The sequence below is a fragment of the Rheinheimera salexigens genome (genome assembly GCF_001752395.1).
Taxonomy (GTDB): Bacteria; Pseudomonadota; Gammaproteobacteria; order Enterobacterales; family Alteromonadaceae; genus Alishewanella; species Alishewanella salexigens.
The window spans coordinates 2,430,786-2,444,618 of the sequence record NZ_MKEK01000001.1 but is presented as its reverse complement, the minus strand read 5'-3'; the positions used below and the strand labels follow the sequence as shown (position 1 = coordinate 2,444,618).

10 protein-coding genes and 2 pseudogenes are annotated in these 13,833 nt (G+C 42.5%); 9 read left to right on the top strand and 3 right to left on the bottom strand.

Annotated elements, in window-relative coordinates; translation table 11 throughout:
* Position 1: 1 nt before the first annotated feature.
* The 6 genes from BI198_RS11125 (at position 2) to BI198_RS11100 (ending at position 7,348) form a co-directional block, all read left to right on the top strand.
* The gene (locus tag BI198_RS11125) at positions 2–3,202 is read left to right on the top strand and encodes an efflux RND transporter permease subunit (RefSeq protein WP_070049618.1); all 3,201 of its coding nucleotides are present in this window, start codon (positions 2–4) and stop codon (positions 3,200–3,202) included.
* Positions 3,203–3,401: 199 nt separating this feature from the next.
* A complete protein-coding gene (locus BI198_RS11120) occupies positions 3,402–5,015 on the top strand; it encodes a phosphoethanolamine transferase (protein ID WP_016899515.1) in 1,614 nt (537 codons plus the stop codon).
* On the top strand, positions 5,016–5,918 hold the full coding sequence (locus BI198_RS11115) for a cation diffusion facilitator family transporter (RefSeq protein ID WP_002962881.1): 903 nt from the start codon (positions 5,016–5,018) through the stop codon (positions 5,916–5,918).
* Positions 5,905–6,636 carry a phosphatase PAP2 family protein gene (locus tag BI198_RS11110; protein ID WP_002962876.1) on the top strand — a complete coding sequence of 244 codons (732 nt, stop codon included), beginning with the start codon at positions 5,905–5,907 and terminating at the stop codon, positions 6,634–6,636. The genes BI198_RS11115 and BI198_RS11110 overlap by 14 nt, the downstream gene beginning before the upstream one ends.
* Positions 6,626–7,003, top strand: a complete 378-nt coding sequence (locus BI198_RS11105; protein ID WP_008467350.1) for a diacylglycerol kinase — start codon at positions 6,626–6,628, stop codon at positions 7,001–7,003. The genes BI198_RS11110 and BI198_RS11105 overlap by 11 nt, the downstream gene beginning before the upstream one ends.
* Positions 7,004–7,045: 42 nt before the next feature.
* Positions 7,046–7,348, top strand: a complete 303-nt coding sequence (locus BI198_RS11100) for a hypothetical protein (RefSeq protein ID WP_008467353.1) — start codon at positions 7,046–7,048, stop codon at positions 7,346–7,348.
* Positions 7,349–7,609: 261 nt separating this feature from the next.
* Here BI198_RS11100 and tnpC read toward each other — a convergent pair.
* Positions 7,610–8,908: pseudogene (tnpC, locus tag BI198_RS11095) on the bottom strand (IS66 family transposase); the annotation flags it as partial.
* A gap of 390 nt (positions 8,909–9,298) precedes the next feature.
* Between tnpC and BI198_RS11085 the strand changes: the two are divergent.
* From BI198_RS11085 to BI198_RS11075, 3 genes are all read left to right on the top strand, one after another.
* Positions 9,299–10,192 carry a LysR family transcriptional regulator gene (locus BI198_RS11085; protein ID WP_070049616.1) on the top strand — a complete coding sequence of 298 codons (894 nt, stop codon included), beginning with the start codon at positions 9,299–9,301 and terminating at the stop codon, positions 10,190–10,192.
* Positions 10,193–10,303: 111 nt separating this feature from the next.
* The gene (locus BI198_RS11080; RefSeq protein ID WP_070049615.1) at positions 10,304–10,999 is read left to right on the top strand and encodes a pirin family protein; all 696 of its coding nucleotides are present in this window, start codon (positions 10,304–10,306) and stop codon (positions 10,997–10,999) included.
* Between the two features lie 13 nt (positions 11,000–11,012).
* Positions 11,013–11,741, top strand: a complete 729-nt coding sequence (locus tag BI198_RS11075) for a sulfite exporter TauE/SafE family protein (RefSeq protein WP_070049614.1) — start codon at positions 11,013–11,015, stop codon at positions 11,739–11,741.
* A 65-nt stretch (positions 11,742–11,806) separates the two neighbouring features.
* Here the strand turns inward: BI198_RS11075 and cueR are convergent, their stop codons facing one another.
* Both cueR and BI198_RS11065 read right to left on the bottom strand, forming a co-directional pair.
* Positions 11,807–12,205 (bottom strand): Cu(I)-responsive transcriptional regulator, encoded by a 399-nt coding sequence (gene cueR / locus BI198_RS11070; protein WP_070049613.1) that lies wholly within the window; start codon positions 12,203–12,205, stop codon positions 11,807–11,809.
* Positions 12,206–12,218: 13 nt separating this feature from the next.
* Positions 12,219–13,796 (bottom strand): annotated as a pseudogene (locus BI198_RS11065) (copper-translocating P-type ATPase); the annotation flags it as partial.
* Between the last annotated feature and the right edge of the window lie 37 nt (positions 13,797–13,833).

Genomic DNA, 13,833 nt, shown 5'->3' with positions numbered 1-13,833 from the left:
TATGTTTAATAAAATGATTGATTGGTCGATCAATAATCGACTCTTAGTAATTATCGCCCTAATTGCTACTATGGCAGGCTCTGTTATGGTGATCCCAAAACTAAATTTAGATGCTTTTCCTGATGTAACCAATGTTCAGGTAGCGGTTAATACTGAAGCACCGGGCTTAGCCGCTGAAGAAGTAGAGCAGTTAATAACCTATCCCATTGAAGCAGTAATGTATGCGTTGCCTGATGTAGAGCAAGTACGCTCTATTTCAAAAACGGGTTTATCGGGTGTTACTGTTGTCTTTAAAGAAGGCACAGACATCTACTTTGCTCGCCAGTTAGTATTTGAGCGTTTACAAGCGGCAAAAGAGTTAATTCCGCAAGGCGTGGGCACACCAGCAATGGGACCTAACACCTCAGGTTTGGGTCAAGTTTTTCAGTATTTGTTAATTGCAGATAAAGATTCTGGTTATGATTCTATGACCTTAAGGAGCTTGAACGATTGGATAGTAAAGTTATTGGTTATGCCGGTAGATGGTGTTACCGACGTCTTATCTTTTGGCGGCAACGTCAGACAGTATCAAGTCAACATTGAGCCAAGTAAATTATTATCATATGAGTTAACGCAAGACGATATTGTTACTGCACTCGATAACAACAATGCCAATGTTGGCGGTTGGTACATGAACCGTGGACAAGAGCAATTAGTTATTCGTGGCACAGGTTGGTTTAATAGTGGCGAAGCAGGTTTAGCTGATATTAGACAAGTACCGGTTAAAACGGTTGATGGTACTGTGGTGACTATCGAAGATGTAGCCAAGGTTTCGCTGGGTAGTGAAATACGCCAAGGCGCAGTTACTATGACGCGCAGAGATGCACAGGGTAACATTGAAAACTTAGGTGAAGTGGTTTCAGGTATCGTATTGAAACGTATGGGCGCAAATACTAAAGCGACAATCGACGGTATAAGTGCACGTATTCCAATGATCAACCAAGCACTACCTGAAGGCGTACGTTTTGAACCTTTCTACGATCAGGCAGATTTAATTACTAAAGCAGTTGATACTGTAGTGCAAGCATTAGCGCTGGCATTTATATTTATCGCTATCGTACTTGCTCTGTTTTTAATGAACTTACGCGCAACCTTTTTAGTGTTAATTTCAATTCCTATTTCAATCGCTATCGCCTTAATGGTGATGTCTTGGATAGGTTTATCGGCAAACTTAATGTCGTTAGGTGGTATCGCTGTTGCTATTGGTATGTTGGTTGATGGCTCTGTTGTGATGGTTGAAAACATGTTCAAACACCTTAATAGACCTGATTCAACACATTACAAAAATGCGCAAGCGAGAACGTTAGGCACAGATGCTGATCCCCACGATGTAGAACATGATAAAGAAGGCATTCCTCTACGATTAAAAGAAGCAGGAAAAGAAGTTGCACGCCCGGTATTTTTTGCTGCCTCTATTATTTTAGTGGTATTTACACCGTTATTTAGCTTTGAAGGAGTGGAAGCTAAATTGTTCCAGCCGATGGCTATCAGTATTATTTTAGCGGTTATTTCGGCTATTTTAGTGGCACTGTTTGTGGTTCCAGCCTTAGCAACCTTTATGTTTAATAAAGGCGTTAAAGAAAGAGAAAGTTTTGTCTTAAAACCATTAGATAAGCTTTATCGAAAAGGCCTCAAAGCCGCGATGAAACACACGAAAGTAGTTATTATTGCTTCATTATTGTTACTTGTGGGTGCAGCATCTTTAATACCTCAAATAGGGACTGAATTTGTACCAGAATTAGAAGAGGGTACCATTAACCTAAGAGCAACATTAGCGCCATCAGCAAGTTTAGAAACAGCCTTGTCGGTTGCTCCAATTCTTGAAGAAAAGTTAATGGAGTTCCCCGAAGTTGAATATACCCTAAGTCGAATTGGACGTGCTGAAATCGGCGGTGATCCTGAACCAGTTAATAACATCGAAATTTACATTGGCTTAAAACCTGTTTCAGAATGGACAAGTGCCAAAAATCGCGTTGAATTACAAGGTTTAATGGAAGAGAAACTTGAGCAATTCCCAGGGTTATTACTTAACTTTTCACAGCCCATAGCGACTCGTGTAGATGAATTACTGTCAGGAGTTAAAGCGCAACTTGCCATTAAATTGTTTGGACCAGAATTAGATATGTTGGCGAGCAAAGGTCAAGAAATTGAAGCGGCAATCAAACAAATTGATGGCGCAAGAGATGTAGCCTTAGAGCAAATCGCTGGTGAAGCACAGTTAGTGATTAAACCGAAAAGACAGCAATTGTCACGTTTTAGTTTGTCAGTTGGCGATGTCATGGAAGTGGTTAAAAACGGTATCGGTGGCGTTAGCGCTGGCCAAATAATCAATGGTAATGAACGTTATGATATTTATGTTCGCATTGAAGAAAAATACCGTGATAACCAAGAAGCTATTGCAGATCTGAGAATACAATCACCTACGGGTGCTTGGGTACGTTTAGGCGATATTGCTACCGTCAGTTTTGAATCTGGCCCACCACAAGTGCGACGTGATGATGTACAGCGACGCGTGGTAATTCAAGCCAATGTTCAAGGTCGAGACATGGGAAGTGTTGTTAGCGACATTCGTGCAGTTATTGATAGCAAAGTAGATTTACCTGCAGGTTATTCTGTAGTGATTGGTGGTCAATTTGAAAACCAACAACGTGCGCAGCAGCGACTATCAGTGGTAGTGCCTCTATCATTGGCACTAATTGCCTTGCTACTTTATTTCGCCTTTGGCTCTGTTGGTCAAGCGATGCTTATTTTAGTGAATGTACCCTTGGCCGTTATAGGTGGTATTTTCTCACTGTATATTTCAGGTCAATACTTGTCAGTGCCAAGTTCAGTCGGCTTTATCACTTTGTTTGGTGTCGCCGTGCTTAATGGTGTAGTCATGGTAGAAAGCATTAACCAGCTGGTAAAAGATGGTATAGACACCTCAAAAGCTGTTTTTGATGGGGCAGTATCTCGTTTACGTCCAGTATTAATGACCGCCATTACTTCTGCGTTAGGTTTAATTCCAATGCTGATGTCCAATGGAGTTGGCGCTGAAATTCAACGACCACTGGCGAGTGTTATTGTTGGCGGTTTGGTTACTGCAACGTTACTCACCTTGTTTGTGTTACCGGTTTTATATGCTTGGTTCTCAAAAGCCAAAATCAAAGATCTTAGAGACTAACGCGCTAGATAACTTAGTGACTTACTCATTAACTTACAAATTAATAAAGTAAGTAACTAATTTGATAGCACTATAAATCGCTACTAGCTAAGCTCTTGTCAAAAGCAGGGCTTAGCCAGTCATTTTCACTCGATGCAGAGATTCAATAGTAGGCTTTTATTAGCTTCGAATTTTTGCATCCTAAATTTAGGGAATAATGATGAAAAAGCTGTCGTTTTTCAATTATTCGCCAAACCTCCTTATTATCGCCACCGTGCTATTTATTATAGTGACGGGCAATTCTACATTTTTTGAACAAGTTAATTCGGTATACCCGTGGCAAGATAATCAAGGTTTTATTATCGCGCTGACTCTTGTGGTAATGAGTGTATTAACCATTATTGTGTCATTTTTCAGTATTATCATTCCCGTTCGAATAGTACTGAGCAGTCTTTTACTCTTATCTGCCATGGCTGGTTATTATACCGATAGCTTTGGCACCATCATTGATAATGTAATGATTCAAAACATTGCTGAAACGAATATCGATGAAGCAACTGACTTACTGTCATTTGAGTATTTTTTAACTGTTTTGTTGTTAGCCATAGTACCTATAGCTTGCCTTTTTATGGTCAAAATAGATAAATCGTCATGGACAAAAAACTGTTGGCTACAAATAAGTAATACCATCATGGCACTTGGTGTAATTACTGTTTCACTTTATATTTTTAGTGCTCAATTCACTAATTTCTTTAGAGAACACAAGCCATTAAGATTTTACTTAAATCCTATCTATCCCATTTACTCTACGGGATTTTTCCTCAAGGACGTGCTTGAACAGCAAGAAAATAACGAATTTTTAATGGTAGTAAACTCTGCCAATGATATTGATAAAGAGTCGCATAAAAAACTCTACATTGTCATTGTCGGTGAAACTGTCCATGCGGGTAATCTTTCTATAAATGGCTATAAACGAGAAACTACACCATTATTAGCTCAAAGAGATGATTTAATTAGTTTTGATAAATTCTATGCTTGTGGCACATCAACCGCGATTTCGGTCCCTTGTATGTTTTCATTCGATAACCGAGAGTCATTTGATAATAAAAAAGCACGGCGAACACAAAACGTATTAGATGTTATTTCCAAAGCCGGGGTAAGTGTCCTTTGGCGAGACAATAACTCTAGTTCAAAAGGCGTCGCAGATCGTGTCGAATACCAAAATTTCAAATCACCTGAGCTAAATTCAGTGTGCGATATAGAGTGTCGTGACATTGGTATGTTAGACGGTTTACAGGGGTATATTGATGATCAAGAAGGTAGTGTACTCATAGTGCTTCATCAAATGGGCAACCACGGCCCGGCATATTACAAACGATACCCCAAAGACTTTGAGAAGTTCACTCCTGCCTGTCAAACAAGCGAACTCTCCGCCTGTGAAACTAGCGAAATTGTTAATGCGTATGATAATGCCATTCTCTATACCGATTACTTTATCAATGAAACCATTAATTTATTAGAAGAGAACAATACCAACTTTGAAACTGCCATGTTTTATATTGGCGATCATGGTGAATCGTTAGGTAAGAACGGACTCTACTTACATGGTATGCCTTACATGCTGGCGCCTGAAGAACAGACTCATGTACCTTTAATTGCTTGGTTCGGCTCTTCATCACACGTTGATATGGAAAGTACGGTCAAACAAAGTAAAAAAGAAAGTTCTCACGATGCTTTTTCTTTTTCTTTACTACATGCGTTAAATATCAGCACAGATATGTCATTGCCTGAAAAAGCGCCATCACCACTATTTGTTATGCAAGAGGAAGAGTAAATGTCAAATAATAACCATACGCACAGCCATGCACATAACCATGACGGAAAATTAAGCATGGCAGTATTTATCAATATTTTACTTACTGTGGCCCAAGTTATCGGCGGGGTTTTATCAGGTAGTTTATCCTTGATTGCTGATGCGCTTCATAACCTCAGTGATGCAGGCGCTATCGTTATTGCGATTGTTGCGAGAAAAATTGCAAGAAAACCCGCTAATAGCCAAATGACTTTTGGTTTTAAACGGGCTGAAATTATCGGGGCATTAATCAACAGTACTACCCTTATTATTCTTGGTATATATCTCATTTATGCCGCAGTTGAGAAGTACTTTAACCCTCAACCTATTGATGGTTGGATTGTTGTTTGGATTGCGACAATAGCCTTAGTGATTGATTCCATAACCGCGTGGTTGACTTATCAAGCAGGCGCGAAGAATAACTTGAATCTCAGAGCGGCATTTATTCATAATTTATCTGATGCCTTTGCTTCTGTCGTTGTCATTGTTGCGGGTAGTTTGATCATTTTATATCAATGGTATGTTGTCGATTTATTGGCAACCATACTTATCTCGGTTTATGTGGTGTACCACGGTATTATTTTAGCTAAGCAAAGTATTCGTATTTTAATGCAAGCGGTCCCCGTTGATATCGATATCGATAAGATTTGTAAGGATATCGAATCAATGGAGAATGTTGAAAAAGTAAGACACATTCATGTGTGGCAATTAGATGATAGCGAAGTGTATTTAGAAACCAGTGTTAACTTAAAAACGATGGAACAATTCCAAGATCTTAAGCCAATTAAAGATTTGCTCGCAGCTCAATACGGTATTCACCACTCGACCATAGAAGTGGTAGTAGGGAACACCTTGCAAATGGAGAATTGTTTTGAACTTGAGTAAACACCTGCTTTATTCAATGTATGCATTAACGCTTATTGCTTTTTTATTTGAAACAACAAATAGCGATATTTGGCTTCAAAATTTGTTATTCAATGCATCCAACCAAACGTGGTTAATTGATAAATATGAAGAGCCTTATCGTTTTATTTTTTACTTGTTGCCTAAATACAGCATTATTTTGTTGGCACTGTCGCTCATTGCTTTTTACGTTATCGCTTGTAGACGCAAGTACTCTAAGCACTTTCAAAAGCGATTATTAGTGGTTATTTTCTCTTTGATGTTAGTGCCGTCAGTCATCGGCGGTTTAAAAGCAACAACCAATGGTGCTTGTCCTGCGCAGCTTGAACTATATGGCGGCGATGTCCCTTATGTTAAGGCGTTTGAATTAATGCCTGAATCGTTTGAGTCAACTAAAAAGTACAAGTGCTTTCCTGCGGGTCATGCCAGCGGTGGTTTTGCCTTAATGTCATTATTCTTTTTGTTTTATCGTCCGAAATACCAATGTATTGCGATAGCGTTTGCTGTTTCTACTGGCTGGATTATGGGGAGTTATAAGATGGCGATAGGTGACCATTTTTTAAGTCACACACTAACAACGATGACGTTGTCATGGTTAATCATTTGTTTGATAGCCGCGGTAGTGTTTCGTACCTTACACTTTCCTAATTCCAAACCTAATGCTAAGAATAGCCAACAGGAGCCAATCAATGGGTACTAAGCAAAAGCCGACGGGAATAAAACGAATATACCTAGCAGCGGGGCATTCACTCAGAGCGTTTAAATGGCTGATAGCAAATGAAGCAGCGTTTAAACAAGAATTCTGGCTGTCAGTTCTTCTCGTTGTGGGCTGTTTATTCTTTCCATTTTCACTTTTTGAGTACGTGTTTCTTTGGTGCGCTTTATTATTCGTATTGTTGGCAGAAATCTTCAATACCGCTATTGAGGCAGTAGTCGATAGAATTGGCGCGGAAATTCATCCGCTGTCAGGTTTAGCGAAAGACTTAGGCTCTTTGGCTGTGATGGTGAGCGTTATCATCGCAACTTTAATATGGGCTGGTGTATTTATTCAGCACTTGAGCTTATGAAGTGTAAATGTTATTAGAATGTATATAGCTATCAAATTCCTTATGAGTTGGATAACAAAAGGCAATATTGAGGAATTTAATGAACGCGATGCTATTACAACTATTAAAAAGCTAGAGCTTAAAAGGCAGCAATTAAAGTCTGAAGGCAATGGTAAAAAATTATCAACTGCAGAACTTAAACTGTTACTTTCTGCATACAATTACACTGGTAATGAGAAGCTATCTAATAAAATAGCTACAACCTTGATTGAAAGGCGTAATAACCGCGCAGAACAAGCATCCAGCAAAGAAGAAATAGATATTGCGAATAAACTGACTATAGATAATTTAGATATTCCATATTAAAAAGCATATTACATATTTTTGGTATGTGCTCTCAATAACACCAAAAATATGTAATGTAGACCTATTTTTAATAACTTCCCATAAAATACGACGAATATAGCCCTACAAATAAATAAAACACCAAGAATATGTTATGTACATACAAAGGTACAAGCTCTCAACACCAAAAATATGTTGCGTACATGCAAAGATATAACCCCTAACACCAAAAATATGTTGCGTACATGCAAAGATATAACGTGAGCGTCTAGCGAACTACACCTATGTTTTAAAATTCCAGGGTAACAAGCTGTCGATATCGGGCTCAGGCTGGCACAGTTCATCAAGGCAAGCACAGATGTAATTAAATGGGATTAGACCATTTATCTTGGCGGTTTCCACAATGCTGTAAAGGGTGGCACTAGCATGGGCACCGTTAGCCGTTTGGCTAAATAACCAATTCTTTCGGCCTATCACAAACGGTTTTACCGCGCGTTCTGCTCTATTATTATCGATGCTAAGTCGGCCTTCATCAACATAGCGTATGAGCTTGTGCCATTGATTTGCCAGGTAATTAGCTGCCTCTATCAGTTTGCTGTTCCCCACTAAATTTGGCTGATCCTGCTCAAGCCATATTTTTAGCTTGCTAAGAATAGGCAGGCTAACCTCTTGTCTTGCCGTATATTTGTCATCCACACTTTTATCTTTGATGCGTGACTCAACGCCGTACAGTTTTTGGATAAGGCTCAATACCACATCCGCTTTGCCGGTTTTGTTTTTACCTTGTAGCTTTTTCGCGTCGATAAATTTACGACGAGCATGCGCCCAGCAGCCAATTAAGGTTGCCTCTGTTCTGGCATAGGCTTGATAGCCATCCACGTGCAAGTACCCTTGATATCCATCAAGATAATTGACCACGCAGGCGGCCGCGCGACTATTGTGGAAGTCGTAAAGTACGATATTAGGGATGGGATTATTCGGGTCTGGTGAATCTCGACCCGAGCAATACACCCACATGTAACTGTTTACTTTGTCCGATTTCACCACCTTTAATGGCGTTTCATCGGCAAACAGCGTGGGTTGCCTTAACAGCTCGGCTTTAAGCCGTTCAACTAATGGCGCGAAGAGTGAGGCTGATTTGTCTATCCAGCTGCTCATGGTCTGTCGACTGAGTTCAATACCGTATTGCTTAAACATCGCTTCCTGGCGATACAGCGGTAACCCGTATTGGTATTTACTGGTGATAAGCTGACTGAGCAAACTGCTGGTTGCAATGCCTTTGTTGATGGGCATGGCAGGCATTGAGGCTTGTTTAATCTGTGTCTGAGTTGAGGATTTATCACAGTGACGGCAGGCGTATTTAGGCCTAATATGCTCAATCACTTTGATTTTAGCGGGTATGAACTCAAGCTTTTCTGACTTATCTTCACCCATTTTATGTAGCTCACCGCCACAGCAATCACAGGTTTTGTCGATGATGTCGTGAATAACCTGCTCACGAGGTAAGTCTTTTGGCAGTGGCTTACGCACCGGCTTTTTACGGGTATAGCTAATGGATTGTTGCTCTGCCTCCACACCTTCGGGGTCAGATCCAATTGTTACAATTGTTACCAACCCACAGCTGGCCATTTACGCTTTAGTATGGCGTAATTGCCAACAGCTGATTTCAATGCTTTAATAACGTTCTGTTCATATTTTATATACCTCAAGGACGATATCTTAGGTCGGCTACACAAATGCGACATGAAGCGTTAGACGCGGCTTTTAAACAAAACCAGCATGATATTTATGCATTGAATACACAGAAAATGGTGCAGCTCTGGGGCGTAGAACAGAAAAGTAAGGCCAAAAATCAGCAGCAGGTAGAAGCAAATTTCCTACAACTTACCGCAATACCAAGTGCTCACGCTTCGGGGTCATCACGCTTCGGGGTCAGATCCAATTGTTAATTAACCAGACAAAGAGGTCTAAATGCTTAGAGTAACACTAGAGCAATGGCGGGTGTTTCGCTCCGTGGTGCAATTTGGCGGTTTTAACCAAGCCGCTCAAGGCATCCATAAAAGTCAGTCTAGTATCCATAATGCGGTTGGCAAAATAGAAAGCACGTTAAACGTCAAGTTATTTGCAATCGAAGGCCGCAAAACAGTATTAACCGAAGCCGGTACTCTAATGTTAAGAAGAGCTAACTTTCTGCTGAATGAAGCAGCTAAATTAGAAATTGTCGGCCAAACCCTGGGCCAAGGTACAGAATCACACTTACGCATTGCGGTGGATGAAATGTTTCCCCATGCTATTTTGTATCAAGTGTTAGAGAGCGTTTCGGCTCAATACCCGATGTTGCAAATTGAACTGGTGGAATCTGTCCTCAGCGGCGCCAGCGAGTTAATAAAAAATGCTGATGTCGATATTGCTATTTCGCCAGTGGCCTTAATAGATGGCTTTAGTGAGCAACTATGCCAGATAGATTTTATGGCGGTGGCCAACCCTGAACATGCTTTACATGCCTTTAACCGAGATCTGTCAGAGCAAGACTTAAAAAGCCATCGCCAAGTGGTGGTTAGAGACTCAGCCTTGCTTAATAAAAGCGATGCCGGCTGGCTAGGCGCCAATCAACGTTGGACGGTCAGCCATTTACGCACTTCTATAGATATGATTTGTAATGGTCTGGGCTTTGCCTGGCTACCCAGCAGCGCTATTGAGCAACAGCTTGCTAGTGGCCAATTACTGCCGCTGCCGTTACGTAACAATAGTCGCCGTTCTATGCAGTTGCACCTCATTTTTAAAGATGGTGACAGCTTAGGCCCGGCAGCGAGAGCGTTTTTAGGCGAGTTAAGATACCGTTGTCAATCACTGCAAGTTTCATAGATCTTAGTGAGCATTCGTATAATTAGAATGATAGGCGCTAGATTAACTAATTTTAATCGTTTCAGGTAAACGTTAAACTAGCCTCATTGTCATTAGAGAAGGAATTAAACCATGAAATACATTAGACGAGCTGCAGATAGAGGCGCGGTCAATTTAGGCTGGTTAGTGAGTAAGCACAGTTTTTCTTTTGGCAGCTACCAAGATCCTAAACATATGGGCGTTTCGGCTCTGCGGGTGATTAACGACGATATGGTTATGCCCGGCCAAGGTTTTGGCACTCACGGTCACCGTGACATGGAAATTATCTCTTATGTGACTGAAGGTGCGTTAAAGCATGAAGACAGTGAGGGCAATAAGCACATTGTTCCCGCTGGTGATGTGCAGCGCATGAGTGCTGGTAGTGGCGTGATGCATTCAGAATTTAACCCGTCAGAAACGGAAAAGGTCAAGTTTTTACAAATTTGGATCCAGCCCAATAAAATGGGTATTAAGCCAAGTTATGAGCAAAACACCATTCCACAAAGTGGACCGCTAACACCACTTGTTACTGCCAGCGGAGAAAACGGTACTTTATCGTTGAACCAAGACGCACGTTTATCGCGATTGGTATTAAGCGATAAAGAAAGCTTTAACTTAACACCGGGTGATCGCATTGGCTATTTACACTTAATTAAAGGCGAATTTAAGGTAGATGGCGAGTCTTTTGCTGCCGGTGATGCTTTTGCCATGGAACCAAAACAACAACTTGTGCTTACAGCCACATCAGCGCTTGAAGCCCTGTGGTTTGAATTACCGCCAAAGCAATAAGTAGTGCTTTAATATGGACGTAACAACTCTGGCATTAATAGCATTCGTTGTGGTACTAATTGGTATTTCAAAATCAGCCTTTGCGGGGGCGCTAGGTGTATTTGCCGTGCCCCTATTAATGCTTAAGTTGCCCGCTAGCCAAGCCATTGCTTTAATGCTGCCGTTATTAATTATTGGTGACATATTAAGTGTAAAAAGCTTTTGGCGAAAATGGGACAATCGGCTGCTACTGCCGCTTATCCCTGGGGCAATAATGGGTGTTATTGTCGCTTACTTAATTATCGACGTGATAAACCCTCACTATCTGCGTCTAATCATTGCTACTATCTGTATTGTTTTTGCCTTAAAAAACATCTTGTTTAAACAAACTCGTCTCACTTTTCTTAGCAATAAAGTGGGTGCGGTAATAATGTCGATGTTTTCTGGTATTACCAGTAGTTTAGTGCACGCTGGTGGCCCGCCTATTATTATTTATTTTACAGCTATTGGCCTAAGCCCCAGTAAGTTTGTGGCTACAGCAGCCATATTTTTTGCCATGATGAACATGCTTAAACTAATAGCCGCAATCTCGTTTGGCTTACTACCTAGTGCGACTATATTAACCGCACTGCTGTTTTTTCCACTAGCCATTATAGGCAACTGTGTTGGCGTAAAAATAAATACCACTATAGACAAACAGGTATTTTTAAAGCTAATGAATTACTTACTTCTGCTATTAGGGTGTTGGTTGCTCATACGATAAGCTTGCTTGTTACGCTCGGCAACATTAACCTGTCCATAAATGCTAGGCGTCGCACCTTGAGGTTCCTACCTATCTCTTGGGTTTTCGAGGTCGGCTAGAATTGGGCAGTCTGGCCGGTCATTGCCAGAGCAGCATTCAATCAATGTCTGTAACGTATTGGCCATTTGTTCCAGACCATCGATCTTCTCGCGCAGCTCTGCTACATGAGTCATAGCAATACGTTTTACGTCAGCACTCTGGCGTGATTTATCGCGCCAGAGGCTTAAAAGCTCATGGATCTGGGTCATAGTAAAACCCAGATCACGCCCTCGACGGATAAATTGCAGCATGTGTACATCAGACGCGGAATAATAACGATAACCCGACTCCCTGCGACTGGCTGGGGGAATCAGTTTGATCTGCTCATAATAGCGGATCATCTTGGCCGAGACGCCTGAGGCTTTCGCTGCTTGTCCGATGTTCATGTCTATGCTTCCTTTACATTGATGCCGACTGCGTCAGTTGCGCAGGTTCCGCTGTGTTTTGTGGTGCACGAAAACCGCGCAAGCGCAGCGCATTCACTAGAACAAAGATGCTCGACAATGCCATCGCGCCCGCAGCGAAAATCGGTGATAAAAGAATCCCAAAACTCGGATAAAGCACACCGGCGGCCACTGGAATCAACGCTGTATTATAAGCAAAGGCCCAGAACAGGTTTTGACGAATATTGCCAATGGTGGCTCGTGATAATGCAATAGCGGTGGGTACACCCATCAGGCTGCCGGACATCAGCACCACGTCGGCGGCTTCGATGGCGATATCGGTGCCAGTGCCAACGGCGAGGCCAACATCGGCTTCAGCCAACGCAGGCGCATCGTTGATACCATCACCAATAAATGCCAGCTGACCATACTGAACTTTGAGTTTGCGCACCGCATCAACTTTATCGGCTGGCAGCACCTCGGCAATCACTTCATCAATGCCTAGCTGGCGCGCAATCGCTTCTGCGGTGCGGCGGTTATCGCCGGTAATCATCACCACTTTTAGGCCAAGCTGATGCAGTGCAGCAATGGCTGCTGGGGTGCTTGCTTTGATCGGATCAGCCACTGCCACAATCGCTGCAAGCTTACCGTCAATCGCCGCATAAAGTGGAGATCTGCCTTCATGCCCCATGCGTTCAGCACTGGACGCGAACACTTCAACACTCAGGCCAAGTTCACGCATGTAGCGGTCTGCTCCAATTTCCACCCGTTTGCCGTTGACCAGTGCTTGCACACCAAAGCCGGTGATTGATTGGAAATCGCTGATATCTGGAATACTAATACCTTCGCTTTCGGCAGCCTCAACGATAGCCCGAGCGATAGGGTGCTCAGACTTGGCTTCAACCGCAGCTATCAGAGCAAGCACCTGCTGGCGCTCGAAACCTGCGCTGATTTCCAAATCCGTTAATGTCGGGCGGCCTTCGGTTAAAGTACCGGTTTTATCCACGGCAACCACCTTGGCATCCTTTAGCGATTGCAATGCTTCGCCTTTACGGAACAGCACACCCAGCTCTGCACCAGCACCTGTGCCAACCATAATTGAAGTGGGCGTGGCCAAACCCATAGCACAAGGGCAGGCAATAATGAGTACTGCGACGGCATTAACAAGAGCAAAGCTCAGCGCAGGCGATGGGCCAAAAATCAGCCAAACCAGAAAGGTGAATAGCGCCACCGCCATCACCGCTGGCACAAACCACATGGTGACTTTATCTACCAGTGCTTGAATGGGCAGCTTCGAGCCTTGTGCCTGTTCGACCATGCGAATGATTTGTGAGAGCACGGTGGCACCGCCCACCGCTGTTGCGCGGAAGGTCAATGCACCTTTCTGATTCACCGTACCGCCGACCAGCCTACTGTTCAGCGTTTTTGCTACCGGCACCGGTTCGCCAGTGATCATAGACTCATCAACATAGCTGTTGCCTTCGGTCACTTCACCGTCCACTGGAATGCGCTCACCTGGGCGCACTTCGATGATGTCACCAGCGATAACCTCAGTAATGGGGATTTCGATCAGGCTGCCGTTACGTTGCACGCACGCGGTTTTAGCTTGCTGTCAACAACAATCCAATAGT

Bases quoted from the DNA above. Each gene is read 5' to 3' on its own strand.
- BI198_RS11080 (WP_070049615.1), top strand. From the start codon at position 10,304: ATGAAATACATTAGACGAGCTGCAGATAGAGGCGCGGTCAATTTAGGC.
- BI198_RS11105 (WP_008467350.1), top strand. From the start codon at position 6,626: ATGGGTACTAAGCAAAAGCCGACGGGAATAAAACGAATATACCTAGCA.
- BI198_RS11100 (WP_008467353.1), top strand. From the start codon at position 7,046: ATGAGTTGGATAACAAAAGGCAATATTGAGGAATTTAATGAACGCGAT.
- BI198_RS11085 (WP_070049616.1), top strand. From the start codon at position 9,299: ATGCTTAGAGTAACACTAGAGCAATGGCGGGTGTTTCGCTCCGTGGTG.
- BI198_RS11115 (WP_002962881.1), top strand. From the start codon at position 5,016: ATGTCAAATAATAACCATACGCACAGCCATGCACATAACCATGACGGA.
- BI198_RS11125 (WP_070049618.1), top strand. From the start codon at position 2: ATGTTTAATAAAATGATTGATTGGTCGATCAATAATCGACTCTTAGTA.
- BI198_RS11075 (WP_070049614.1), top strand. From the start codon at position 11,013: ATGGACGTAACAACTCTGGCATTAATAGCATTCGTTGTGGTACTAATT.
- cueR (WP_070049613.1), bottom strand. From the start codon at position 12,205: ATGAACATCGGACAAGCAGCGAAAGCCTCAGGCGTCTCGGCCAAGATG.
- BI198_RS11120 (WP_016899515.1), top strand. From the start codon at position 3,402: ATGAAAAAGCTGTCGTTTTTCAATTATTCGCCAAACCTCCTTATTATC.